Annotated in this window: 24 protein-coding genes; 11 read left to right on the top strand and 13 right to left on the bottom strand. The window is 72.7% G+C overall.

Features of this window, described 5'->3' with window-relative positions; genetic code table 11:
* Positions 1 to 136: 136 nt before the first annotated feature.
* On the top strand, positions 137 to 430 hold the full coding sequence (locus Dfulv_RS19025; RefSeq protein ID WP_259867764.1) for a DUF4193 domain-containing protein: 294 nt from the start codon (positions 137 to 139) through the stop codon (positions 428 to 430).
* Between the two features lie 29 nt (positions 431 to 459).
* On the opposite strand, the gene Dfulv_RS19030 is transcribed toward Dfulv_RS19025, so the two are convergent.
* Positions 460 to 1,371, bottom strand: coding sequence for a ribonuclease Z (locus tag Dfulv_RS19030; RefSeq protein WP_259865325.1), 912 nt, complete (start codon positions 1,369 to 1,371; stop codon positions 460 to 462).
* Positions 1,372 to 1,401: 30 nt separating this feature from the next.
* Here Dfulv_RS19030 and Dfulv_RS19035 point away from each other — a divergent pair, with 30 nt between their 5' ends.
* The 4 genes from Dfulv_RS19035 to Dfulv_RS19050 all read left to right on the top strand — a co-directional run bounded on the left by Dfulv_RS19035 (position 1,402) and on the right by Dfulv_RS19050 (position 4,958).
* Positions 1,402 to 2,232: a patatin-like phospholipase family protein gene (locus Dfulv_RS19035; protein ID WP_259865326.1), complete on the top strand. Its 831-nt coding sequence runs from the start codon at positions 1,402 to 1,404 to the stop codon at positions 2,230 to 2,232.
* Between the two features lie 76 nt (positions 2,233 to 2,308).
* A complete protein-coding gene (locus tag Dfulv_RS19040) occupies positions 2,309 to 3,451 on the top strand; it encodes a sensor histidine kinase (RefSeq protein WP_259865327.1) in 1,143 nt (380 codons plus the stop codon).
* Between the two features lie 64 nt (positions 3,452 to 3,515).
* Positions 3,516 to 4,196 carry a response regulator gene (locus Dfulv_RS19045; protein ID WP_259865328.1) on the top strand — a complete coding sequence of 227 codons (681 nt, stop codon included), beginning with the start codon at positions 3,516 to 3,518 and terminating at the stop codon, positions 4,194 to 4,196.
* 66 nt (positions 4,197 to 4,262) lie between these two features.
* A complete protein-coding gene (locus tag Dfulv_RS19050) occupies positions 4,263 to 4,958 on the top strand; it encodes a DUF2306 domain-containing protein (RefSeq protein ID WP_259865329.1) in 696 nt (231 codons plus the stop codon).
* Here Dfulv_RS19050 and serA read toward each other — a convergent pair.
* Together serA and Dfulv_RS19060 are read right to left on the bottom strand one after the other, a co-directional pair.
* Complete coding sequence (serA, locus tag Dfulv_RS19055) at positions 4,915 to 6,141, bottom strand: phosphoglycerate dehydrogenase (protein WP_319805806.1); 1,227 nt, start codon at positions 6,139 to 6,141, stop codon at positions 4,915 to 4,917. The genes Dfulv_RS19050 and serA overlap by 44 nt on opposite strands.
* A 5-nt stretch (positions 6,142 to 6,146) precedes the next feature.
* Entirely contained in the window at positions 6,147 to 6,377 is a 231-nt protein-coding gene (locus tag Dfulv_RS19060) for a hypothetical protein (RefSeq protein WP_259865330.1), read from the bottom strand.
* A 20-nt stretch (positions 6,378 to 6,397) separates the two neighbouring features.
* Here Dfulv_RS19060 and Dfulv_RS19065 point away from each other — a divergent pair, with 20 nt between their 5' ends.
* Positions 6,398 to 7,024: a hypothetical protein gene (locus Dfulv_RS19065; RefSeq protein WP_259865331.1), complete on the top strand. Its 627-nt coding sequence runs from the start codon at positions 6,398 to 6,400 to the stop codon at positions 7,022 to 7,024.
* Between the two features lie 65 nt (positions 7,025 to 7,089).
* Complete coding sequence (locus Dfulv_RS19070; RefSeq protein WP_259865332.1) at positions 7,090 to 8,826, top strand: methyl-accepting chemotaxis protein; 1,737 nt, start codon at positions 7,090 to 7,092, stop codon at positions 8,824 to 8,826.
* Here Dfulv_RS19070 and Dfulv_RS19075 read toward each other — a convergent pair.
* The 9 genes from Dfulv_RS19075 to Dfulv_RS19115 form a co-directional block, all read right to left on the bottom strand.
* Complete coding sequence (locus tag Dfulv_RS19075) at positions 8,742 to 10,943, bottom strand: chemotaxis protein CheA (RefSeq protein ID WP_259865333.1); 2,202 nt, start codon at positions 10,941 to 10,943, stop codon at positions 8,742 to 8,744. The genes Dfulv_RS19070 and Dfulv_RS19075 overlap by 85 nt on opposite strands.
* 6 nt (positions 10,944 to 10,949) lie before the next feature.
* Positions 10,950 to 11,276 (bottom strand): STAS domain-containing protein, encoded by a 327-nt coding sequence (locus Dfulv_RS19080; RefSeq protein ID WP_259865334.1) that lies wholly within the window; start codon positions 11,274 to 11,276, stop codon positions 10,950 to 10,952.
* Positions 11,277 to 11,356: 80 nt separating this feature from the next.
* On the bottom strand, positions 11,357 to 11,725 hold the full coding sequence (locus Dfulv_RS19085) for a response regulator (protein WP_259865336.1): 369 nt from the start codon (positions 11,723 to 11,725) through the stop codon (positions 11,357 to 11,359).
* An 8-nt stretch (positions 11,726 to 11,733) separates the two neighbouring features.
* Positions 11,734 to 12,765 carry a methyl-accepting chemotaxis protein gene (locus tag Dfulv_RS19090; protein WP_259865337.1) on the bottom strand — a complete coding sequence of 344 codons (1,032 nt, stop codon included), beginning with the start codon at positions 12,763 to 12,765 and terminating at the stop codon, positions 11,734 to 11,736.
* Positions 12,758 to 13,795 (bottom strand): protein-glutamate methylesterase/protein-glutamine glutaminase, encoded by a 1,038-nt coding sequence (locus tag Dfulv_RS19095; RefSeq protein ID WP_259865338.1) that lies wholly within the window; start codon positions 13,793 to 13,795, stop codon positions 12,758 to 12,760. Before Dfulv_RS19095 ends, Dfulv_RS19090 begins: the two co-directional genes overlap by 8 nt.
* Complete coding sequence (locus Dfulv_RS19100) at positions 13,792 to 14,271, bottom strand: chemotaxis protein CheD (RefSeq protein WP_259865339.1); 480 nt, start codon at positions 14,269 to 14,271, stop codon at positions 13,792 to 13,794. The genes Dfulv_RS19095 and Dfulv_RS19100 overlap by 4 nt, the downstream gene beginning before the upstream one ends.
* Entirely contained in the window at positions 14,264 to 15,097 is an 834-nt protein-coding gene (locus tag Dfulv_RS19105) for a CheR family methyltransferase (RefSeq protein ID WP_259865340.1), read from the bottom strand. The genes Dfulv_RS19100 and Dfulv_RS19105 overlap by 8 nt, the downstream gene beginning before the upstream one ends.
* Positions 15,094 to 15,639: a chemotaxis protein CheW gene (locus Dfulv_RS19110; protein ID WP_259865341.1), complete on the bottom strand. Its 546-nt coding sequence runs from the start codon at positions 15,637 to 15,639 to the stop codon at positions 15,094 to 15,096. Before Dfulv_RS19110 ends, Dfulv_RS19105 begins: the two co-directional genes overlap by 4 nt.
* 80 nt (positions 15,640 to 15,719) lie before the next feature.
* A complete protein-coding gene (locus Dfulv_RS19115; protein WP_259865342.1) occupies positions 15,720 to 17,645 on the bottom strand; it encodes a putative bifunctional diguanylate cyclase/phosphodiesterase in 1,926 nt (641 codons plus the stop codon).
* 118 nt (positions 17,646 to 17,763) lie between these two features.
* Here Dfulv_RS19115 and Dfulv_RS19120 point away from each other — a divergent pair, with 118 nt between their 5' ends.
* Entirely contained in the window at positions 17,764 to 19,494 is a 1,731-nt protein-coding gene (locus Dfulv_RS19120) for an ABC transporter substrate-binding protein (RefSeq protein WP_259865344.1), read from the top strand.
* 40 nt (positions 19,495 to 19,534) lie between these two features.
* Here the strand turns inward: Dfulv_RS19120 and Dfulv_RS19125 are convergent, their stop codons facing one another.
* A complete protein-coding gene (locus Dfulv_RS19125; protein ID WP_259865345.1) occupies positions 19,535 to 20,515 on the bottom strand; it encodes a phosphatase PAP2 family protein in 981 nt (326 codons plus the stop codon).
* A gap of 278 nt (positions 20,516 to 20,793) precedes the next feature.
* Here Dfulv_RS19125 and Dfulv_RS19130 point away from each other — a divergent pair, with 278 nt between their 5' ends.
* The 3 genes from Dfulv_RS19130 to Dfulv_RS19140 all read left to right on the top strand — a co-directional run bounded on the left by Dfulv_RS19130 (position 20,794) and on the right by Dfulv_RS19140 (position 23,562).
* Positions 20,794 to 22,365 carry a glycosyltransferase family 39 protein gene (locus Dfulv_RS19130; RefSeq protein WP_259865347.1) on the top strand — a complete coding sequence of 524 codons (1,572 nt, stop codon included), beginning with the start codon at positions 20,794 to 20,796 and terminating at the stop codon, positions 22,363 to 22,365.
* A gap of 85 nt (positions 22,366 to 22,450) precedes the next feature.
* Positions 22,451 to 22,825 carry a DUF2267 domain-containing protein gene (locus tag Dfulv_RS19135; protein WP_259865349.1) on the top strand — a complete coding sequence of 125 codons (375 nt, stop codon included), beginning with the start codon at positions 22,451 to 22,453 and terminating at the stop codon, positions 22,823 to 22,825.
* A gap of 68 nt (positions 22,826 to 22,893) precedes the next feature.
* On the top strand, positions 22,894 to 23,562 hold the full coding sequence (locus tag Dfulv_RS19140; protein WP_259865351.1) for a GNAT family N-acetyltransferase: 669 nt from the start codon (positions 22,894 to 22,896) through the stop codon (positions 23,560 to 23,562).
* The last annotated feature ends 12 nt before the right edge of the window (positions 23,563 to 23,574 follow it).

Here is a 23,574-nt window from a genome sequence, read left to right on the forward strand (position 1 = left end):
CACAGTGGACCGATTCGCCGCTCCTGCGGCGTGAGCAGCACCACAGGACATTCATTCATGTCGGTCGGGAACACATCCGGAGCCGGCGGCGTTCGTTACACAACCAAGTCACCAAGAAGGGGTGAACGCCATGGCCATCAGCACCGACTACGACGCGCCGCGCCACCCGGCCGGCAGCGATCTCGCCGAGGACAGCCTCGAGGAGCTCACTGCCCGCCGCACCACGGCGCAATCGGCGCTCGTCGACGTCGACGAGAACGAGTCAGGCTTCGAGCTGCCGGGCGCCGAGCTGCCCGACGAGGAGCTGACCGTGCCCGTCGTCCCGATGCGCGGCGACGAGTTCCGCTGCTCCAGCTGTTTCCTGGTGCACCACCGCAGCCAGCTGGCCCGCGAGAAGAACGGCGCGCCGATCTGCCGGGAATGCGACTAGTCCGACGGCGAGGTTCCTGGTCCGGGTGATCAGGGACGGCGGGCCGGGACCCGGATCCGAGTCAGGTCCTCCGCCACCACGACCTCGCCGTCGAACCGCGCCTCGGCCTCCCGCCGGAACACCGCCGGGTCGTCGTAGCGCTGCGAGAAGTGGGTGAGCACCAGCGTGCGCACCCCGCACTCCGCGGCCACCGTCGCCGCCTGGCCGGCGGTGAGATGGCCGTGCGCCGCGGCCAGATCCGCGTCGCCGTCGAGGTAGGTCGCCTCGATCACGAGCAGGTCCGCCCCCTCGGCCAGCTCGAACACCCCCGGGCACAGCCGCGTGTCCATCACGAAGGCGAAGCGCTGGCCTCGCCGCGCCACGCTGACCTGCTCCAGGGTGACGACCTTCCCGTCCTTCTCGAACGCCCCGGTCCGCTGCAGCACCCCGATCTCGGGGCCGCTGATCCCGTGCGCGGCCAGCTCCTCCGGCAGCATCCGGCGCCCGTCGGGCTCGACCAGCCGGTATCCGTACGTGGGGATGGCGTGGTCCAGCCGCCGCGCCTCGATGCTCATCGCCCCGGTCCGGGCGATCACCCCCTCCGCGCTCACCGGCTCGGCCCGGACGTCGACCACGTCGTGGAAGCTCGAGGCGTGGCGCAGGTGGTGGAAGAACCCCGCGCCCTCCGCCGGGAAGTGGACCGGCACCGGGTGCGGCGCCCGGTCCAGCGACAGCCGCTGGATGACCCCCGGCAGGCCCAGGCAGTGGTCGCCGTGGAAGTGGGTGACGCAGATCCGGGTGAGGTCCGAGGCCGCGACCCCGGCGTGCGCCATCTGCCGCTGCGTGCCGTCCCCCGGGTCGAACAGGATGCCCTCACCGTCCCAGAACAGCACGTAACCGTTGTGGTTCCTGATGCGGGTGGGCACCTGGCTGGCGGTCCCCAGGACGACAAGCTCGCGCACCCGAGTATCTTGCCGCTATCTTTCCGTCCCATGACAACCGCACTGGTGCTCGGTGGCGGCGGGGTCGTCGGGGTGGCCTGGGAGACCGGCGTCATCGCCGGCCTGGCCGCCGCGGGGCTCGACCTGCGCGTCGCGGATCTTGTCGTCGGCACCTCCGCGGGATCGGTCGTCGCCGCCCAGATCACCAGCGGCGCGTCCGTGCCGGAGCTGTACGACCGGCAGCTCGCCCCGCCGACCGGCGAGATCGCGGCGCGGCTCGGCGGCGCGGTGCTGCTGCGCTACCTGGCCGCGACCACGCGCCGCACCGACCGGGCCGCCCTCGCGCACCTCGGCCGGTCCGCGCGGCGCGCCCGCACCGTCCCCGAGGCCGAGCGCCGGGCGGTCATCGCCGGCCGCCTGCCCCGGCACGAGTGGCCCACCTCGCCCCGCCTGCTGATCACCGCCGTCGACGCGACGACCGGCGAGGAGGTCGTCTTCGACCGCGACTCGGGCGTCGACCTGGTCTCCGCGGTCGCCGCCAGCTGCGCCGTCCCGGTGGTCTGGCCGACCGTGACGATCGGCGGCCGGCAGTACATGGACGGCGGCGTCCGTTCGGCGGCCCACGTCGACCTCGCGACGGGCCACGACCGCGTGGTCGTCCTCGCCCCGACGACCGTGTCCCTGCGCCGCTCCGGCCGGGTGGCGACGGAGATCGCCGCGCTCGGCCCGTCGGTGCGGTCGGTGCTCATCTCCCCGTCGCCGGCCGCCCGGCAGGCCATGGGCCGCAACGCCCTGGACCCGGCCCGCCGCGCGGCCTCGGCGGAGGCCGGCCTGCGCCAGGCCGCCGAGGCCGTCGACGCGATCCGCGCCGTCTGGCCGTAGGAGGTGCCGCCGGACCGGCCGGCGTCTCGTACTTTGGGCTGATCTGGAGCGGCCGGTGCGCTCCTACCATCGACGTGTGACCGACCTGATGCGTGCCGTCTGGGCCGAGCCCCGGCCCGCCGGGGCGCCCCGGCGGGTCTGGCGGGACTGGGCGCTGGTCGCGGTGCTCGTGCCGGCCACGGTCCTCGAAGGGATCTTCCGGGCCGACGTGCCGTGGCGGGGCCTCTCGATCGCCATCACGCTCGGGTTGATCCCGACGGTGCTGTGGCGGCGGACCCGGCCCCTCGCCGTGGTCGCCGTCGCGTTCGGCATCTGCGGGCTGGCGACGGTGCTGACCAGCGGCGCGCCGCCGGGCCTGAACGCGATGGCGTTCATGCTGATCCTGCCCTACGCGCTGTATCGCTGGGGCTCCGGCGCCGAGGCCGTGATCGGGTCGGCGGTCATCACCGCGAAGATGGGCGCGGCCTTCGCCACCGGGGACCTCGACGCGGGCCAGGTGCTCGCCGGGTTCGCCCTCCTGTCCGCGGCGTGCGCGCTCGGCACCACGTTCCGGTATCGTGCCCGCGCCCGCGGCCGGGAGCTGGAGCAGGCGCGGCTGCTCGAGCGGGAGCGGCTCGCCCGCGACCTGCACGACACCGTCGCCCACCACGTCTCGGCGATGAAGATCCGGGCCCAGGCCGGCCTGGCGACCGCTGCCGTCGACCCGCGCGCGGCGGTCGACGCGCTGCACGTCATCGAGGCGGAGGCGTCGCGCGCCCTCGACGAGATGCGCGCCATGGTCCGGCTCCTCCGGCGCGGCGAACCGGAACCGGTCCCGAACGGCGTCGCCGACCTCGAGCGCCTCGCCGACCGCCGCCGCGCCGGGCCCTCCGTCGACGTGCAGATCCTCGGCGCCGTCGACGGCCTGCCGCCCTCGGTCGGCAGCACGATCTACCGCCTGGCGCAGGAGTCGGTCACCAACGCCCGGCGGCACGCCCGCCACGCGACCCGGATCGAGGTCCGGGTCGCCGCCGACGACACGGCGGTCCGGCTGAGGGTCAGCGACGACGGCGATCCCGGCGCCGCCCGGCCCGGCGCCGCGCCCGGCTACGGGCTGATCGGCATGCGCGAGCGCGCCGGTCTGCTCGGCGGCACCTGCGAGGCCGGCCCGGACCCCGGGCGGGGCTGGACCGTCACCGCCGTCCTGCCGCTGACCGGGGCGGGGCGGATCGCGGTATGACCGCTGGAGCGCGGCGGAGGCGGGCGCGCCGCCGGATTGTTTCGGGTTTTCGAGGTAGGGCCGCATGACCGTGCGGGTGCTCGTCGCCGACGACCAGGAGATCGTCCGCACCGGGCTCACCATGATCCTCAACGCGCAGCGGGGGATCGAGGTCGTCGGGGAGGCCCCCGACGGGCGCCGGGCCGTCGAGCTCGCCCGTCGCCTGCGCCCCGACGTGTGCCTGTTCGACATCCGCATGCCCGGCCTGGACGGCATCGAGGCCACCCGCACGCTCGCCGGACCCGGCGTCGAGGACCCGCTCGCGGTTGTTGTCATCACCACGTTCGACCTCGACGAGTACGTCTACGCCGCCCTCCGCGCCGGCGCCCGCGGCTTCCTGCTCAAGGACGCCGGCCCGGCGCTGCTCGCCCAGGCCGTCCACGCGGCCGCGAACGGCGACGCGCTCATCGCGCCGGGCATCACGACCCGGCTGCTGAAGGCGTTCGCCGACGCCGGCCCGGCCGAGCCGCCGCGCCAGCCGCTCGACCCGCTCACCGACCGGGAGGAGCAGGTGCTCGCCGCCGTCGCGGGCGGGCGCACCAACGCCGAGATCGCGGCCGGGCTGTATATCACGCTGAGCACCGTCAAGACCCACATCGCCAGCCTGATGGCGAAGCTCGGCGCCCGGAACCGCGTGGAGATCGCGATGTGGGCCTACGAGACCGGCCGGTCCCGCCCGCGAAAGTACGGCCCGCCCTCGTCCTGAAGCACGGCCCGGCTCCGGCCTCCGCGCCGATGAGGTACGACCACCGCCGCCGTCACCATCAGGGCCATGACAACGCCAGTCGTACGCCGCAGGACCCGGCCCGAGTGGCTGGTGCCCGTCGCACTCGTCGTGCTCGCCGCCGTCCCGGTCATCGCGGGCGGCGCCCGGGTCGGCCAGCTCGCCGGCGGTGCCGAGGTCACCCCGGAGAACGCCCGCTTCTTCGCGATGCCGGTCCCGGTGCTGGTCCACATCTTCAGCGTCACCGTCTACGCCCTGCTGGGCGCCTTCCAGTTCCACGCCGGCCTGCGGCGCCGGCACCCGGCCCGGCACCGCGCCGCCGGCCGTGTGCTGGTCGTGGCCGGCCTGGCCACGGCGCTGTCGGGCATGTGGATGACGGTGTTCTACCCGCTGCCGGCGAACGACGGCGACGCCGTGAACGCCCTGCGGTTGGTGGTCGGGACCGCGATGCTCGTGTCGGTGGTGCTGGGAGTCGCGGCGGCCCGCCGCCGCGACTTCACCGCCCACCGCGCCTGGATGATGCGCGGCTACGCGCTCGCCATGGGCGCCGGCACCCAGGCGTTCACCCACGCGCCGTGGGTCGCGTTCTTCGGCCAGCCGACCGAGGCCCCGAGGTTCTTCCTGATGGCCGCCGGCTGGCTCATCAACCTCGCGGTGGTCGAGTGGATGCTCCTGCGGTCCCGGCCCTCGTCCGGCAGGGTCAGGAGAGGACCCGCAGCTGCACGGTCGTGGCCATCTCGCTGAGCTGGGCGAGGATCTCCTCCGGGTAGTCGATCGCGATGTCGGTGAGCAGATAGCCGTACTCACCGCGGGTCGCCAGGATCTGCCCCTCGACGTTGACCTTGTGCCCGGCGAGGATGCTGTTGACGTCGGCGAGGACACCCGGCACGTTGTGGTGCAGCAGGGCGATCCGGTGCGTGTCGGGGGCCTGCTGCAGGTTGAGCGACGGCAGGTTGACGCTCAGCGTCGTGGAGCCCTCCGCCACGTACTTGTGCAGCTTCTCGGCGACGAACGAGCCGATGTCGGACTGGGCCTCCTCGGTCGACCCGCCGATGTGCGGCGTCAGGATGACGTTGGGCAGGCCGCGCAGCGTCGAGACGAACTCGTCGCCCTTGCCCTTCGGCTCCTTCGGGAACACGTCGACGGCGGCGCCGGCGAGGTGGCCGTTGTCGAGGTGCCGGCGCAGCGCGTCGTGGTCGATGACAAAACCGCGGCTCAGGTTGAGAAAGATGCTGCGCGGGCGCATCTTCGCGAACTGCTCCTCGCCGAAGAACCCGCTGTTGCCCGGCCGGCCGTCGACGTGCAGGGTGACGACGTCGGAGCGCTCCAGCAACTCGGCGAGCGACTCGCAGCGCTGCGCGTTGCCCAGCGCGAGCTTCTCGGCGGTGTCGTAGAAATACACCCGCATGCCGAGGTTCTCGGCGAGGACCGACAGCTGCGTGCCGATGTTGCCGTAGCCCACGATGCCGATCGACCGGCCGCGGATCTCGTGGCTGCCCTCGGCGTCCTTGTTCCAGACGCCGTTGTGCATGGCGGCATTCTTCTCGGTGAGCCGGCGGGTCAGGGCGATGATCTCGGCGACGGCCAGCTCGACGACACTGCGCGTGTTGGAGAACGGCGCGTTGAACACGGCGATGCCGGACTCGGCGGCCGCCCGCAGGTCGATCTGGTCGGTGCCGATGCAGAACGCGCCGATCGCGCGCAGCTGCGGCGCCGCGGCCAGCGCGGCGGCCGTGACCTGCGTCTTGGACCGGATGCCCAGCAGGTGGACCCCGTCGAGCCGGGAGATCAGCTCGTCCTCGTCGAGCGCGCGCCCGATGGTCTCTACCTGGTATCCCTCGGATCGCATCCGCTCGACCGCGACCGGGTGGATGTTTTCGAGGAACAGGACCCGCACGGGGTCGGCCTGGGAAGTCGATGGCTGCACAACACCTACCCTAAGTGACCGTCGGGATCGCTGGTACGTGAGCCGCGACTCGTCCCGCCCTGTGGAGCGCCCTCCGGAGAGGACTGCGCCAGCACGTGGCGTTCCCGCAGCCGGTCGCGGATCTCCTCCGGCGTGTACGCCCTGCGGCGCCGCTCGGCCCGAGCCACCATGACCCCGGTCGCCGCCACGCCGACGACACCCGCGAGGCCGAGCACCTTCCACCACTTCACCTTCATGAGGCCTTAGGCTAACGGCGGTGACCGTCGATCTGGATGAGGCCGTGCGGATGACCCGCACCGGCGACCTCTGGGTGTTCCGCGGCCGCTCGACCGCCGACCGGGCCATCCAGACGCTGACCAACAGCCCGGTGAACCACGTCGGCATGGCCGTGGTCCTGGACGACATGCCCCCGCTCATGTGGCACGCCGAGCTGGGCAGATCGCTGCGTGACATGTGGACCGGCACCCATCACCGCGGCGTCCAGCTGCACGACCTGCGCGACGCGGTGCTGGTGTGGGGCCGGCGGTACGGTCAGCGCGCCTGGCTGCGCCAGCTGCACCACGAGGTCGACGCCGCGATGGAGGATGCGGTGCTGCGCACGATCGCCCGCCTGGACGGCACGCCGTTCCCGTCCACGGCCCGGCTGGCCGGCCGGTGGTTCCAGGGCCGGCTCCCGGACATCCGTCGGCGCAGCGAGGCGTCGCTGGAAACCGCATACTGCGCCGAGGTGGTCGCCGTCACCTATGAGGCCATGAGCCTGCTGTCCGACGGAAAGCGGGCGAACTGGTACGACCCCGGCAAGTTCTGGAGCGGCGACGACCTGGAGCTGCTGCTCGGGGCGCGGCTGGGCGAGGAGATCTCAGTGATCTTGCCGCCGGCATAACGCTCAGGCCGGGGCCGGACGGTCCGATTGGTGTGGTTGACGTCCGCCAGTTGGGGAGCCACGCCATGACCACTGCAACGAGCCCGCGACGCCGGTCCATGATGTCCGCCTTCCGGGACCTGTCGGTCGCCTGGAAACTGCGCATCGTCGCCATCGTGGTGTGCGCCCTGCTGGCGGCGGTCGGGGCGATCGGCCTGCTGTACCTCGGCAACAGCCAGGACCGGCTCGACGCGCTGTACAACCAGAACCTGCGATCCGTGCAAGTGCTCGACGGTGTCGCCTCGGACTACAAGGAGGTCCGCTTCCGGTCCCGGGGCCTGGCGCTCGCGCAGAGCGACGCCGAGATGGAGGCCGCGACCAAGGGTGTCGAGGGGGCGATGGTCGCCCTCGAGGAGAGCTGGAAGGTCTTCACCGCCCGGACCACCGGCGCCGACAGCGAGCAGGACCGCAACACCTTCGCCACCGCCTGGACCACGTACAAGCAGGTCCTCACCGGCAAGTCGATCCCGGCCGCCCGCGCGAACAACTACGTGGAGTACAACCGGATCAGCCGCGAGGAGGTCGACCCGGTCGCGAGCCGGATCGCCACCGCGCTGGACAGCCTCGTCGAGCGGGAGAACCGGGCCGCGAAGTCGGCGCTCGACGCCTCGGCGGACGACTACCGCACCGCGCAGCTGCTGCTGCTCGGGCTGACGCTGCTCGCCATCGTGATCACGTTCTCCATGGTGACGTTCGTGGTCCGTGCGGTGTCCCGCCCGCTGCGCGAGACCGTCTCGGTGCTGGCCGGCCTGGCCGAGGGGCGGCTCGACCAGCGGCTGTCGGTGACGAGCCAGGACGAGGTCGGCCGGATGGGCACCGCGCTGAACAGCGCGCTCGACCGGCTCTCCGAGACGGTCCGCACCGTGATCGACTCGGCCCACCAGCTCGCCAACGCCTCGAACCAGATCAGCGGCGCGTCGCAGAGCCTGTCGCAGGCCGCGACCGAGCAGGCCGCGAGCGTCGAGGAGACGACGGCGAGCATGGAGCAGATGACCGCCAGCATCAGCCAGAACAGCGACAACGCCACGACCACCGAGGGCATCGCCGGGCAGGCGGCCGGTGAGGCACACGAGGGCGGCGAGGCCGTCGAGAAGACGGTCGACGCGATGAAGCAGATCACCAGCAAGATCGGCATCATCGACGACATCGCGTTCCAGACGAACATGCTGGCGCTCAACGCCACCATCGAGGCGGCCCGGGCCGGCGAGCACGGCAAGGGCTTCGCCGTGGTCGCCACCGAGGTCGGCAAGCTGGCCGAGCGCAGCCAGATCGCCGCCCAGGAGATCAGCGAGCTGGCCGCGGGCAGCGTGCGGACCGCGGAGCACGCCGGTGACCTGCTCGGCAAGATCATCCCGAGCATCACCCGGACGTCGGACCTGGTCCAGGAGATCGCGGCGGCGAGCAACGAGCAGACGACCGGCGTCCGCCAGATCAGCATCGCGATGACGCAGATCGGCAAGGTCACCGAGCAGACGGCGTCGTCGAGCGAGGAACTGGCGGCCACCGCGGAGCAGATGGCGGCGCAGACCCACCAGCTGCAGGAGCTGATGACGTTCTTCACCACCGGCGACGGGCAGCCCCGGCGGGTGAGCGGCCGCACGTACGCCACCGACGCCCGGGGGCCGCACGAGCGCGGCACGCACCGGCACAACGGCAACGGCAACGGCAACGGCCGCGGTCAGCGGCCGGTGCCGGCGCTCGCCGCCCGGTCCGCCGAGGTGTCCGTGCCCGACATCGACGAGACCAAGTTCGACCGGTTCTGATGCCGGGCGGCGGCCGCCCGGCGCAGCTTGTCGCCGGCGATGTGCTGGGCCATGAGCGCGTCGATGTCCAGGATCAGCGCGACGTCACCGGTGCCCAGGATCGTCGACCCGCTCACCGACCGCACGTCCTCGAACAGGTTCCCCAGCGGCTTGATGACGGTCTGCGACTGGCCGATCAGGTGATCGACGACGATCCCGGCCCGCTGGCCGGAGTGCTCGACCACGACCACGCTCTGCCGGCGTGACGGCTGCCCGGGCAGGCCGAACGCCTGCCGCAGCCGCACGAACGGCAGCACCTCCTCCCGCAGGTGCATGAACGACCGGCCGTCGGCGTCAGCGGGCAGCTCCACGCACTCGGTCACCCGGTCGAGCGGGATGATGAAGTACGCGTCGCCGGTGCCGACCAGGAAGCCGTCGATGATCGCCAGGGTGAGCGGCAGGCGGATCTGGATGGTTGTACCGGCACCGGGCGTCGTCTGCACGTCGATGCTGCCCCGCAGCGCCGTGATGGCACCGCGTACCACGTCCATGCCCACGCCGCGGCCGGACAGGTTGGAGACGGTGTCGGCGGTGGAGAAGCCGGGTTCGAAGATCAGCGCGTAGACCTCGTGGTCGGTGAGCGCCGCGTTGCGGCCCACGAGGCCCCGGTCGACCGCCTTGGCGAGGATCCGTTCCCGGTCGAGCCCGCGGCCGTCGTCGGCGACCTCGATGACGATGCTCCCCGCGTCGTGGAAGGCGTTGAGCCGCAACCGGCCCCGGACCGGCTTGCCGAGCCGCTCGCGTTCGGCGCGTGTCTCCATGCCGTGGTCGAGGGCGTTGCGGACCAGATGCAGCAGCGGGTCGCCGATCCGCTCCACGAGTGCCTTGTCCATCTCCGCCTCACCGCCGGTGATGACCAGGTCGACCTCCTTGCCGAGGTCGAGGCACACGTCGCGGACCACCCGCTCGAAGCGGCGCAAGGTGGTGCCGATCGGCACCATCCGCAGCGACAGCGCGGTGTGCCGGACCTCCTCGACGAGCCGCAGCACGTTCTCCTGCGTCTCGGAGAGCCCGTCGGCCGTGCCCACGCCGGCCTGCGCGATCACCAGCTCGCCGACGAGGTCGATGAGCTTGTCGAGGCGGGAGGCGAAGACCCGGATCGTCTGGTTGTCCTGCTGGCGGCCCTCGGCCGTCTTGCGCTGCCGGTCCAGCGCCGCCTCCACGACCGGCTGCTGGACGATGTGCTCCTGGACGAGGATCTCGCCGAGCGGCTTGCCGGACGCCTCGCCGGCGCGGATCGCCTCCTGCTGGATCTGCAGGGCCTTGGCGAGCTCCAGGTCGGTGACCATGCCGCTGCGGCGCAGCAGGTCGCCCAGCCGGTCGTTCTCCGGTAGCGCCGCGATGAGCTCGACGGCGCTGTCGGCCGGCAGGATGGTGATCGTGCTGTCGTCGCGGACGAACTCGAAGACGCTCTCGATGTCCGCCTTCGCGGCGGTGCTCAGGAACTCCACCTCGAAGCCGAGGTAGCAGGTCTCCGGGTCGGCCTCGTCGGCCCGCGGCAGGGCGTCGCGGACCGTGACCGCCCAGGCCACCGTGCCCATCGTCGACAGGTACCGCAGGAACGACAACGGATCCATCCCGTTGCGCAGGCAGTCCGGACCGAACCACAGGCTCAGCAGCCAGGTGCGCGGGCCGTCCGGCGCCGGGGCCGCCGGGGGAGCCGTGCCGTCCGGCGCACCGGACTGGAACGGCTCCAGCGCGGCGAGCAGCCGTGCGCTGACGTCCGCCTCGGCGGCGGTCGGCTCGGTCCGCCCGCCGGCCACCCCGTCGACGAGGGCCGTGATGTGGTCGGTGCACGGCAGCAGCGCGCTCACCAGCTCGGGGGTGACCTGCAGCCGGCCACCGCGCAGCTCGTCGAGGACCGACTCGAGCACGTGCGCGAACGAGACCAGGTGGCCGAGCCCGAACAGGCCCGCGGAGCCCTTCAGCGTGTGCATCGCGCGGAACAGCCCGTTGACCGCCTCCGGACCGGCCGGCCCCGACTCCAGCTCGAGGAGCCCGTCCTCGAAGTCCTGCACCAGCTCGCGCGCCTCGGTGATGAACGTTTCCAGGGCGTCGTGGATGTCGTCGTCGTTCACGCTGTCCTACCTCGGAATTCCGGAACAGGCCCGCGGCATGCCCGCCTGGGCGGCGTCGTCCAGGTCCGGGGTGAGCCATGCGAGTGCCAGCACGTCATGGACCGCCGGGCTGTGCTCGCACAGCCGCAGCGCCACGCCGCGCCGCTCGGCCTCGCCGCGGGCCAGCAGCAGCACCTGCAGCCCCGCCGTGTCGAGCTCGGTCACCGCCGCCAGCCCGAGCTCCAGCTGTGGCCCTTCGGCCAGGAACCGCTGGAGGCGCTCGTGGTGCTCGGCCGCGGTGATCACGGTGAGCTCGCCCTTGATGTCCAGCCGGACCGGCACCGAGGCCGTCACGCGCCCTCCGCTGCGCTCCGGCCGCGTGACCTCCGTGCTGAGCCCATGGTGACCGGCCCCTCCGCTTCGCTCCGGGCCGGTCACGGCGCGATGAGCTTCGACACGGCGGCGAGCATCTGCGCCGGCTGGAACGGCTTCGTCACCCAGGCCTTCGCGCCGGCCGCCTGCGCCTGCCGCTTCTTCTCCTCCTGCGACTCGGTGGTCAGCATGATGATCGGCGTGAACCGGTACGCGGCCTGCTTGCGGATCTCGCCGACCAGCGTGATGCCGTCCATGTTGGGCATGTTGACATCCGAGATGACCAGATGGATGCGCTGGCCGTTGAGCTTGCGCAGCGCGTCCTGGCCGTCGACGGCGTCGATGACCTCGTAGCCGGCGCCCTTCAGCGCGATCGTGACGACCTGCCGCACCGACGCCGAGTCGTCGACGACGAGAACGGTCTTGGACATGGAGCCTCCTAGAAGAACGTGATCTCCGACTCGGGTACCGCGGCCGCCACGCCGGACCGGTGGGCGTGCCGCTCGCCGTGCATGGTGTAGGTGCGTTCGAGATCGTCGAGCAGCGGCCGCGCGTCCGGGCCGCCGTCCGGCGCCGACCGGACGTGGCCCGGCATCCGCTTGATGTTGTCCTCCAGGTGCTGGAGCACCTGCCCGACCCGGTCCTGGAACTGCAGGTTCACCAGCGCGTCGGCGATCGCCGCCCGGATGCCCACGGCGGCGTCCTCGAGCCGGCCCGACGACTCCCGCGACCGTGTGACGGCGGCCAGCAGGTCGTCGATCACCTCCTGCACGTCGCCGTTGGCCCTGGTGACCGCGACGCTCTCCCGTTCCGCGTCGCCCTCCGCGGTCGTGAGCACCGCCTCGATCGCGGCGCCGATGCCGTTGACCTTCTCCGCCATCTGCACGCTGGTCTCCATCGACCGGTCGGCCAGCTGCCGGACCTCGAGCGCCACCACGCCGAAGCCGGCGCCGGCCGCGCCGACCCGCGCCGCCTCGATCGAGGCGTTCAGCGCCAGCAGGTTGGTCTGCGCCGCGATCTGCGCCACCTCGGCGGTCATCTGCTTGAGCTCGTCGTTGAACCCGGACAGTCCGGCCAGGTCCTGCACGGCCTTGCGCTTGGCCTTGAGCGCGTTGTCCAGCGTGGACACCACGTTGCCGAGCCGTTCCCGGCCCTGTTGGAACGATCCGGCGCCGCCGTGCTGGTCGAGCGCCGTCGTCGACGAGGCGAGGACCGAGTCGAGGTTGTCCACGATCTGGCTGAACTGCTGCGTCACCGCGCCGATCGCCGACTCCATCTGCGCGCGTGACGACTCGATCTGCGCCGACCACACCGGGGCCACCGCGCCGGCGAACTCGTCGACGCCGCGCCGGTAGTCGTGCGGCGCCGGCGCGGCGGGCGACGGGCCGCCGCGGGCCCGGCGCCTGCCGAGCGCGAGGCCACCGGCGAGACCGGCCAGCAGGGACACAACGACGTACAGGACCTCAGCCATGTTTGCGGATCACCTCTGCTATTGCGGGGAGCGGTACCTCGCGCTCCACGGCCCCGAGCAGGACCGCCTCCTTGGGCATGCCGTAGACGACGCAGGTGGCCTCGTCCTGGGCCACGGTGGCGGCGCCGGCCCGGCGCATCTCCAGCAGGCCACGGGCGCCGTCGTCGCCCATCCCGGTCATGATGACGCCGAGCGCCCCGCTCCCGGCGACCTTCGCGACCGACCGGAACAGCACGTCGACCGACGGCCGGTGCCGGTTGACCGGCGGGCCGTCGAACACCCTCACCCGGTAGCCCGGCGCGTCCGCGACCAGCTCCAGGTGCCGGCCGCCCGGGGCGACGAGCACCAGCCCGTCGGTGACCCGGTCGGCGTCGACGGCCTCGCGCACCTCGACCGCGCACAGTTCGTTCATCCGGTCGGCGAACGCCGCGGTGAACCGCTCCGGCATGTGCTGCACCACGACGACGCCAGGCACGCCGGCCGGCAGGGCGGTGAGGACCCGCTCGAGGGCCTGGGTGCCGCCGGTGGAGGTGCCGATCGCGACGATCCGCGGTCCGCCCGGGTGCGGCCCGGGCGCGGCGTCCGGCAGGCGGGCGGGTGCGCGCCCGATGCGGCGGGCCCGGCCGGCCGCGGCCGCCCGTACCGCCGACACGACGTCGCCGCTGTCGTCGGCGAGGTACTGCTTCAGCCCGGTCGTCGGCTTCGGCACGGCGCTCACCGCGCCGGCGGCCAGCGCGTCCATGGCGGTCCGGGCGCCGCGGCCGACGAGTGTGGAGCAGATGACGATCGGGGTGGGCCGGATCGACATGACCTGCTTGACGAACGTGATGCCGTCCATGCGCGGCATCTCGATGTCGAGGATCACCACGTCGGGCCAGTCGCGGTTCATGAGCTTCATCGCGAAGATCGGGTCGGAGGCGGAGCCGATGACCTCGATTCCCGGCTCCGCGCCGAGCCGCGCGGACAGCACCTGCCGCACGACCGCGGAGTCGTCGACGATCAGCGTCCGGATGGTCGCGCCGGTGGTCATGACGCCTCGTCCAGGGGGCTGCGGTCGTTGTGGTACATCCAGACGTCGCCGGTCGCCAGGTCGAACCGCAGGCGGCGGGCGCCGGTGCCGCCGAGGTGCCGCGCCACGACCGTGAAGCCGTGCCGGTCCAGCAGGCTGAGGCCGGCCGCCACGTTGGCCCGGGCGACCCCGTCGCGCAGGACCTGCGCGCCGCCGCCGAAGAGCTTCGCCTCGTACTCCGCCGGCCGTGTCCCGGTCCGCTCGAGCTCCCGCCGGAACAGTTCGAACGCGTCGGTCGCGTACCGCCCGTCGAGTGCCCGGACCTGCGCCGGCCGGCCGTGGTGCGGGAGCATGTAGTGGCACATGCCGCCGATGCGCAGCCGCGGATGCCAGAGGCTGACCGCCACGCACGAGCCGAGCAGGGTCGCGATCCGCGTGCCCGGCCCGGCGAAGTGGAACTCGCCGGGCTTGAGGAACACGGTGCGCGGGCTAGTCACGGGCGCCCGCCGGGAGCCGGTAGATCGACGGCCGGACCATCCGCAGCCGCGACGGGATGCCGTTGAGCGTCTCGGACAGGCTGACGATGAGGTGCCCGCCGGGGTGCAGCATCTCCTGCAACCGCTGGATCAGCGCCGTCTTCGTGGGCAGGTCGAAGTAGATCATGACGTTGCGCAGCATGATGACGTCGAACCGCCCCAGGTCGTGCAGGTCGTGGAGCAGGTTGGCGTGCAGGAAGGTGACGTGCTCGCGGAGCGCGGCGCCGGCTGTCATCAGGCCGGCGTACTCCTCGCGGCCCTTCAGCCAGTATCTGCGCAGCAGGTCCGGCGGGATCCGGCCGGCCGCCTCGAGCGGGTAGAGAGCCCGGCGGGCCCCGGTGACGATCCGTGTCGAGACGTCGGTGCCGATGATCTCCCAGGACCCGGCCGGCGGCCGTTCGGCCAGGACCATCGCCGCGGTGTACGCCTCCTCGCCGCTGGAGCTGGCGGCGCTCCACAGCCGCAGCACGCGATCGTCCGGATGCCCCGGCACGATCACGTCACGCAGGTAGTCGAAGTGCTGCGGCTCGCGGAAGAACGACGTCTCGTTCGTCGTCAGCAGATCGATCGCCCGGTGCAGTTCCTGCCCGTCCGGCTCGTGGAGCAGCCGGACGTAGTCGGCGTAGGTCTGCAGGCCGAGCTGCCGCAGCCGCCGGTTCAGCCGCCCCATGACCAGCGTCTCCTTGCCGGGCACGAGACGGATCCCGGTGCGCTGGTGCAGCAGCGCACTGATCGCCGCGAACTCGGCGCCGGTGATCTCCGGTGGCGCGTCGACGGAGCGGATCACGGGGTGCGAGCCGTTCCGCTCTCGTCGGGGGACTCGCGGCCGCCCCGGGACAGCTCGGCGATCTCGTCGGGCGACAGGACACGGTCGAGGTCCAGGACGATGAGGAAGTCGTTCTCCCGCCGGGCCATGCCGCTGATGAACTCGGGCTGGATGCCGGTGCCGAAGCTCGGCGTCGGCTCGATGTCGCCGGCGCCGAACCCGACGACCTTGTTCACCATGTCGACGAGGATCCCGATGTCCTGGCCGTCGGCGGCGTCACTGCTGTGCACGATGATGATGCTGGTCCGCCGCGCTACTGCGGTGGCGCCCTGGCCGAACCGGATGCCCAGGTCGACCACGGGGACCGCCCGCCCCCGCAGGTTGATCACGCCCCGGACGAAGTCGGGCGCCATCGGCACGGCGGTGAGGGAGCGGTACTCGATGATCTCGGTGATGTGGAAGATGTCCAGCGCGTACGCCTCGCCGTTGAGCGTGAACGTCAGATACCGTCCGGCCTCGGCGCCGCCGGCGCGCTGAGCGTCGTCTGCAGTGGTGGTGCTCACCGGTCTGCCCGTCCTGTGCGTGTGCTTGCGAAACGTCCTACCGATGCTGATCGGCGGCGCCGTCCGGCTCTGAAGCTTTCCTACAGCAGCTGTGGTGCCCGGGCCGGTGACGGCGCCTCGGCCGGGGCCCGGCCCGCCGCGGGCGGGTGGGCGAGCAGCCAGTCGTCGAACGGCACCGGCGCGCCCGTGCCGTAGCCCTGCGCGTGGTCCACGCCGATCAGCCGCAGTTCGTCCAGCACCGTGTCGTCCTCGACGAACTCGGCGACCGTGCGCAGGCCCATCTCGTGGCTGACCCGGTTGACCGACTCGACCATCGCCCGGTCCACCGGGTCGCTGGTGATGCCGCGGACGAAGTTGCCGTCGATCTTCACCAGGTCCACCGGGAGCTGCTTGAGGTACGCGAACCCGGACAGCCCGCTGCCGAAGTCGTCCAGCGCGAACCGGCAGCCCAGCGCGCGTAGCTCGGTGATGAACGCCACGGCCCGCTCCAGGTCGGCGATCGCGACCGTCTCCGTCACCTCGAAGCACAGCGCACGCGGCGGGATGCGGTGCCCGCGCAACTGCTCGCGGATGAAGGCGAGCAGCGCGTCGTCCCCGAGCGAACCGCCCGACAGGTTGATCGAGAACAGCTCGTCGCCGGGCACGCCGTCGCGGTACCGCTCGGCGAGGCGGTCGAGGGCGGCGCCGATGACCCACCGGTCGATGGCTGTGACGAGGTTGTACCGCTCGGCCGCCGGCAGGAACGCGCCGGGGCCGATCAGCGACCCGTCCTCGCCGCGCATCCGCACCAGGAGTTCACCGAAGGGCCCGCCGCTCGACGGGCCGGTGGGAACGATCGGCTGGTAGTACAGCACCAGCGCGTCGTCGTTGACGGCACTGACCACCCGCTCGGCCCAGTGTGCCAGGCCGCGCTGCCGGTCGAGCCGGTCGTCGCCGGCCGCCACGACGTGCACCCGGTTGCGGCCCGCGTGCTTCGCGGCGTAGCAGGCGGCGTCGGCGGCCCGCACGGCGTCCTGTGCGTCGACACCGCCGGCCGTGATCGGCACGACACCGATGCTCAGGCCGACCGAGAAGACCCGCCCGTCGTGCGGGAAGCGGTGTCGCGCGACGGCGTGCAGGATCCGCTCGGCGGTCGCGGTGGCGGCTTCCGGCGTGCGGTTGCGCAGCAGGACCACGAACTCGTCCCCGCCGACCCGGGCCAGGACGTCCGCGTCGTCCAGCTCGCCGCTGATCAGGCCGGTCACCTGGCACAGCAGGATGTCGCCGGCGCCGTGCCCGCAGCTGTCGTTGACGATCTTGAAGCGGTCGAGGTCGAGGAAGCACAGCGCGTGGCCGGACGGCGGGATCGGCTCCTCGAGCGCCGCGGCGAGCCGCCGGTCGAACTCGCGGCGGTTCAGCGCGCCGGTCAGCGGGTCGTGGCTCGCCTCGTGCGCCAGCCGCGCCGCGATGGCCCGCTCCGCGTCCTGTGCCCGGTCGGCGAAGCGCCAGTTGACGATCGCGGCCACCGCGGCGCCGGTGACGAACAGCGCGTGGATCACCGCCCACCGCACCGGGTGGCGCCACGCGTCGGCGTGGTTGTAGACGAGCTGCGGCGCGAGCACGCCGACGACCGCGTGTTCGACGAGCACGAACGCGGCGGCCAGCAGGAATGTGCGCCACTCCTGGTAGAAGGTGATGACGACGAGCATCACGAAGAAGTGGAAGTGCATCTCGATCATCCCGTGCCCCAGGTGCACCAGGATGGCCGAGGACCCCATCAGCCCCAGGGTGGCGGCGGCGGAGCGGAGGTGGCGGGAGAACCCACGCGCCCCGGCCACGCCGAGCGCGCCGATCAGCGGCGCGACGTCGGCGAACGCGTGCTGGACGGACAGGCCCTGCAGCAGTCCGTACGCGAAGAGGCCGACCGCGTGCACGGCCACGATCCACAGGATGGCCTTGTGCCGGGCGCGCCAGTCCTGCTCGGGCAGTGGCCGCCCGCTTGGCAGCATCCGGATCAGCGTTCGCATACAGGCTTCATCGCGGCCTGACCGCCCGTCCTGAGTGTGTGAACCGGACTGCTCCGGTTCGTTCCCCGAACTGCCCTGCACCCTGCCCGGCCCACAATGATCGACTACTCTGAGTCATGTGAAGACTACCTGGTGTGGTGCGGCGCTGGTGGTGACCCTGGCCCTGGGCGGATGCGCGGCGAAGGACAACACCGGCGGCGAGGGGAAGGCGGCTGCCGGGTTCAACGCCGGTCTGACCGGCGTGGTCAACCCCTCCGACCGGACCGGCGGCACGCTCCGCCTGGCCACCGCGCACGACGCCGACTCGTGGGACCCGGCACGGTCGTACATCAACGCCGTCTACAACCTCCAGCGGCTCTACACCCGCACGCTGCTCACCCCGGACACGAAGCCCGGCGCCGAGAGCCTCCAGCTCGTCCCCGACCTGGCCGGAGCGCTGCCGGAGGTGTCGGCGGACGGGCTGATCTACACGTTCCGGCTCCGCGACGGCCTGCGCTTCGAGGACGGCACGGCCATCAGGGCGCGGGACGTGAAGTACGGCATCGAACGCCTCTTCGCCCAGGACGAGCTGTCCGGCGGACCCACCTACCTCATCGACCAGCTCGACCAGGGCCAGGAGTACCCGGGACCGTACCGGTCGTCCGAGGGACTGCGGTCGGTGACGACGCCGGACGACCGCACGATCGTGTTCCGGCTCGCGGAGCCGTTCGCCGACTTCCCGTACCTGCTGGCGATGGGCGTCGCCGCGCCCGTGCCGCAGGCCGCGGACACCGGCGCCAGGTACGGCGACCGGCCGGTCTCCTCCGGCCCGTACCGCTTCGAGACCCTCGACCCGGGCAAGAAGGTGGTGTTCGTCCGCAACGAGCGGTGGGACCGGGCCACCGACCCGGTCCGCAAGGCGCTGCCGGACCGGATCGAGCTCACCATCGGTACCGCACCGGCGGAGATCGACGCGCAACTGCTCGACGGCACGCTCGACGCCGATGCCGGGCAGGGCGGCGTGCAGGCCGCGACGCAGCCGAAGGTGCTGCTCGACCCGGCGCTCAAGGCGAACGCGGACGCGCCGACGACGGGCTTCGTGCAGTACGCGGCGCTGGTGTCGACCGTCGCGCCGTTCGACAACGTGCACTGCCGGCGGGCCGTGCAGTACGCCGTCGACAAGGGCGCCGTGCAGACCGCGCGCGGCGGGCCGGACGCCGGCGGGGAGATCGCCGGCGGGATGCTGCCGCCCGGCGTCCCGGGCCACGACCCGGCGCTCGACCCGTTCCAGACCAGGGGCGGTAAACCGCAGGTGGACCGGGCCCGCGAGGAACTCGGCCGGTGCGGCAGGCCGGACGGGTTCGCCACCGTCATCGCGGCCACGAACAGCCCGAAGGCGATGAAGACGGCCGAGGCGATCCAGGCGTCCCTGGCCGCGATCGGCGTGACCGCCCGGATCGACCCGTCCGACCCGTCCCTCTACGCGCGGTCGGTCGTGGGCTCCCCGTCGAACGTGCACCAGCAGGGCTACGGGCTGATCCTGTCGGCCTGGTCGGCGGACTTCCCGACCGGCTACGGGTTCTTCCCGACGCTCGTCGACGGGCGCCGGATCCTGCCCAGCGGCAACAACAACTACGCCGAGATCGACGACGTGTTCATCAACGAGCAGCTCGACCAGGCCCGCACCACCACCGATCCGACGCGCTCGGCCGGTATCTGGCAGCGGGTCGACGCCGCCGTGATGGACTCGGCGACGATGCTGCCGCTGACCTACGACAAGGTGCTCAACTACCGCAACCCCCGCCTGACGAACGTCTTCGTGAACCAGTTCTACGGCGGCTGGGACGTCACCTCACTGGGCGTTGCCTAGCGCCTGTTCATGACCGAGGCCGGGCCGCGGCGCGAGCGCGTTACAGCTTGACGGTCCGCTCCGAGGGGTCGTCGGGCGGCGGCCCCTCGGCGACGTGCAGGCGGACCGTCGGCGGCTCGGCGGCATCGGTCTCCTCCGGGTCGGGCGGGACGACCTGCGGCACGACCCGGTGCACCGTGGCCAGGACCGACGCCACCATCAGGCCCGCGGTGCCGGCGATGCCGAGCGCTCCCCCCGCGTACGCCGCGAACAGCCGGCGCCGGCTGAGGTCCTCGACGGCGGTCGCGAGGGCGTCGTCCGTGACGTACAGGGCCAGCCCCGCACCCGCGAGCAGACCCAGGGAGAGCAGCGCCAGGAACAGCGTCATGTAGGTGCTCGGCGGACCGTACTCGACGCCGCCGTGCCGCCGCTGCGCCAGCACGATGAACAGCCCGGTCACCGCCGCCCACGCGCCGACGATGAGCAGCGCGGCGACCGCGTCGCTCGGCCGGTGCCACCCCGCGGACAGTGTCGCGACCCCGGCCAGGGCGGCGAACAGCGCGGCGACGAGCGCACCCGGCCCGCGCGCCTTGGCCGGTAGGACGAGCACGAACGCCACCGCCACCGACGCCGCGATAGTGGTGTGCCCGCTGGGCAGGCTGTTGCCGACGGCCGCCCGCTCCACGTCGACGCCGAGGTCGGGCCGGTAGATGACCGCCTTGAGCAGCTGGGTGGTCGCGTTGGCCCCGCCGATCAGCAGCACCGCCCCGACGGCCAGGGCGACCCGGCGCCGGGCGAGGGCGATGAACCCGATGACGATCGTCGCCACGGTCAGCGACAGCACGGAGATCCCGTTGAGCGTGTTGTGCACGACGCTCTCGACCCGTGCGCGGCCGATGCTGTTGCCCGTCAGCGCGACGTAGTCGAGCAGCTGCCCGTGCTCGGTCTGCACGAAGAACCGCCACACCTCGACGAAGCCGACCGTCTCGACGACCGCCAGCAACAGCAGCCACAGAGCCAGCCCAACGGGCCACCCACGCATGGCGAGCAACATAGCGGAAGTCTCCGATCGCCGCAGTGCCCGGTTAGCGACTGTTGTCCCCCCGCCCCGGTCCGTTCGGACGACCTCGGCCGGGGGAACGCCGGGTGATCCGCAGGCGAACCGGTTGCGGCGCCCGGGGCCCCCGAGCACAGTCGAGCCGCACCGCCACGCGACGTCCGCCCGCCGTCGGTTGTGGCCGGTGGAACTCCGCGCGAATCACTGAGACGGCGCCCCTGTGCCGGGCGCCGCACGACGCGTTCCGGAAGGCGGGCCCCACCGTGCGTTCAACCCTGCCCGATCACCTCCCCAGGCAGGCAACTCCCTTCCCCTTCGACCATCCGACGGTCGAGTTGCCGTTCGCCGCCGGGCGCCGCCGGCGGCAGCGATGGACGCCGGTCGTCGTGGCCGCCGTGCCCGCCGCCGCGACCGCGGTCGTCGGCTGGGCCGGCATCGGTGACCGCACGATCTGGCAGAACGAGGTCGCCGCGGTCCACGCGGCCCAGCTGTCGTGGCCGGACCTGTGGCGGCTGCTCACCACGATCGACATGGTCAAGGGGTTGTACTTCGCCGGCCTGCACCTGTGGACGGCGGTCGCCGGCGACTCGCTGACCGCGCTGCGACTGCCGTCGCTGGCCGCACTGGTCGTCGCCGCGGCCGCGACGGCCCTCGTCGGCCGCCGGCTCTTCGGCCCGGCCGTGGGCATGGGCGCCGGCCTGCTGCTGGCGGCGACGCCGTCGGTGTCGAGGTTCGCCGGCGAGATCTCCGTCTACGGGTTCGTCACCGCCGCGGTCGCGCTCACGACCCTGCTGCTCCTGCGCGCGTACGACGAGCCGACCCCGGCCCGCTGGACCTGGTACGGCGTGGCCGTCACCGGCGCCGCCATGCTCCACGTCGTCACGCTGCTGACGCTGGTCGCCCACTGGGTTTTGTACCGGCGAGCGGTGCGGTCCAGACCGGACGACGACGCGCCGGTGTGGCCGCTGCCGGCGTTCCTGGGCGCGCTGGCCGCCACGCCGATGCTGTGGCTCGGGCAACGCCAGTCGGGCGCGATCTCGTGGATCCGGATGGGCGTCGACGAGGTGCTGGCCTATCCGGCGGAGCTGCTCATGTCGGCGGCCGTCGCGGTGATCGTGTGGACGGCCGCGGCGATCGGACTCCTGGCGGGGCTGTCGCGGCCGGCGACCCGTGCCGACGCCACGTTCCTGGCGGTGTGGGCGGTCCTGCCGCCCGTGCTCGGCATGGCCACCTTCCCCTGGCTGCACCTGTTCCTGCCGCGGTACTACCTGTTCACGCTCCCGGCGCTGGCGATCCTCGCGGCGGCCGGGGTGCACGCGGCGCTCCGGCAGTTGCGCGGCCCGGCCACGGTCCGCGTGGCCGGGGTGCTCGTGCTGGTCGCCGCGGTCACCGCCGCCGGGCTGCCGGGCCAGCGACAGGTGCGGCAGAGCCCGACCGACGGACGCCCGGACCTCCACTCGGCGACGATGCTGGTGGCGCAGCGCCAGCGGTCCGGTGACGGTGTGGCCTTCGGCGGGGTGGAGTCGCAGTACTACGGCCGGGACCTGTTCGACTACGAGTTGCGGGACCGGCCGCGGCCGCGCGACGTCTTCCTCCAGACCCCGGGGTCGGCCACCGGCCGGTACGAGGGCACGGAGTGCCCCGAGGCCGCGGAGTGTGTGGCCGGCACCGCGCGGGTGTGGCTGGTGACGACGGCGGTGGGCCGGGATCCGCTGACCGAGCTGACCGGGACGAAGGCCGCCGTGCTGCGCTCGATGTTCGACGTGGTGGAGGTGCACGAGTTCCACAAGGCGCGGGTGGTGCTGCTGGTGCGCAGGCCCGCCCCGCCCGGCTGACCCGCGAATCACCCTCCGGGAGGGACGGGGACCGGACCGGGCGCCACCAGCATGGGGCCTGACACCCGGCCGGAAGGGGAGCACCATGGACGAGCGGGAATTCGCCGCAGCGGTCGCGCAGCGCGCCGGCCTGGCCAAGGAGGAGGCCGCCGACCTGGTCCGGGGCACGCTGGAAGAGGTGGGCAACCAGATCAGCGGCGGAGAGGTCAAAGGACTCGCCCTCGAATTGCCCGCCGACCTCGCCGGCCACCTGCCCCGGCACGACGGGCGGTCCCGCCCCGTGCCGTTGCAGCAGTTCATCCGCCGGCTCAGCGAGCGCACCGGCCTCAACGAGAACGACGTCAGCCGCGGGGTCGGCGCCATCCTCAGCGGCCTCGAGCGGCTGCCCGACGGCGGGCACGTCCGGCACGCGCTGTCCCAGCTGCCGTCCGACTACCGCCAGCTGATGACAACGGGCTGACGTCAACGGTCGGCTGACCCGCGGCGGCGGGCTCCGCGCGAAATGGATCGAGTGCCTAAGATGCACAGGTGCTGACGACGTTCCTGCGCGCTTGGCTCGGTAGTTGGCCGTCCCCGGGTGGGCTCCTCGTCGTCGGGCACCCGGCCCGTGAGAAGCCCCGATGGGACGGGGGCGAGCAGTTCGCCCTCGGGGTGACCGACGCGGACGGCAACGGGGTCCTGTCCGTGCCGCCCGCCAGCCGCGACGCCGTCGCGGCGCTGGTCGCCGGCCTCGACCCCGCCGCCACCGAGGCGGTCCTCGCCGCCGAGCTGCCGGCGCTCGTCGGGCGGCCGGAGCAGCGCTGCTTCACCGGGGTGTTCCGGTGGTCGGAGGCGCCCGCGGCGCTGCCCGACGCCGGGGAGTGGGAGCCGTCCGACGCTCCCGGGCTGCCGGACTGGCTGCGGCCGTTCCCCGGTGCGGTCCTCGTCGTGCGGGAGGACGGGGAGTACGTCGCCGGCGTCGGACTCAAGCCGCACGACGTGTCCGGGATCGAAATCTCCGTCGGGACCGAGGAGCGGGCACGCGGCCGGGGGCTGGCGCGGCGGATCGTCGCGCGGGCGGCCCGGCACATCGTCGCGAGCGGCGCCGTGCCGATCTACCTGCACGATCCCTCCAACACGGCCAGCGCGCACGTCGCCGTCGCCGCCGGCTTCCCCGATCTCGGCTGGAAGGTCCACGCCCTGGCGGGCACCGCGTAAAGTTTCCGCGCC

Origin of the sequence: Dactylosporangium fulvum, assembly GCF_025137375.1 — a bacterium.
Taxonomy (GTDB): Bacteria; Actinomycetota; Actinomycetes; order Mycobacteriales; family Micromonosporaceae; genus Dactylosporangium; species Dactylosporangium fulvum.

Bases quoted from the DNA above. Each gene is read 5' to 3' on its own strand.
- Dfulv_RS19035 (WP_259865326.1), top strand. From the start codon at position 1,402: ATGACAACCGCACTGGTGCTCGGTGGCGGCGGGGTCGTCGGGGTGGCC.
- Dfulv_RS19045 (WP_259865328.1), top strand. From the start codon at position 3,516: ATGACCGTGCGGGTGCTCGTCGCCGACGACCAGGAGATCGTCCGCACC.
- Dfulv_RS19050 (WP_259865329.1), top strand. From the start codon at position 4,263: ATGACAACGCCAGTCGTACGCCGCAGGACCCGGCCCGAGTGGCTGGTG.
- Dfulv_RS19060 (WP_259865330.1), bottom strand. From the start codon at position 6,377: ATGAAGGTGAAGTGGTGGAAGGTGCTCGGCCTCGCGGGTGTCGTCGGC.
- Dfulv_RS19070 (WP_259865332.1), top strand. From the start codon at position 7,090: ATGACCACTGCAACGAGCCCGCGACGCCGGTCCATGATGTCCGCCTTC.
- Dfulv_RS19085 (WP_259865336.1), bottom strand. From the start codon at position 11,725: ATGTCCAAGACCGTTCTCGTCGTCGACGACTCGGCGTCGGTGCGGCAG.
- Dfulv_RS19090 (WP_259865337.1), bottom strand. From the start codon at position 12,765: ATGGCTGAGGTCCTGTACGTCGTTGTGTCCCTGCTGGCCGGTCTCGCC.
- Dfulv_RS19095 (WP_259865338.1), bottom strand. From the start codon at position 13,795: ATGACCACCGGCGCGACCATCCGGACGCTGATCGTCGACGACTCCGCG.
- Dfulv_RS19115 (WP_259865342.1), bottom strand. From the start codon at position 17,645: ATGCGAACGCTGATCCGGATGCTGCCAAGCGGGCGGCCACTGCCCGAG.
- Dfulv_RS19125 (WP_259865345.1), bottom strand. From the start codon at position 20,515: ATGCGTGGGTGGCCCGTTGGGCTGGCTCTGTGGCTGCTGTTGCTGGCG.
- Dfulv_RS19135 (WP_259865349.1), top strand. From the start codon at position 22,451: ATGGACGAGCGGGAATTCGCCGCAGCGGTCGCGCAGCGCGCCGGCCTG.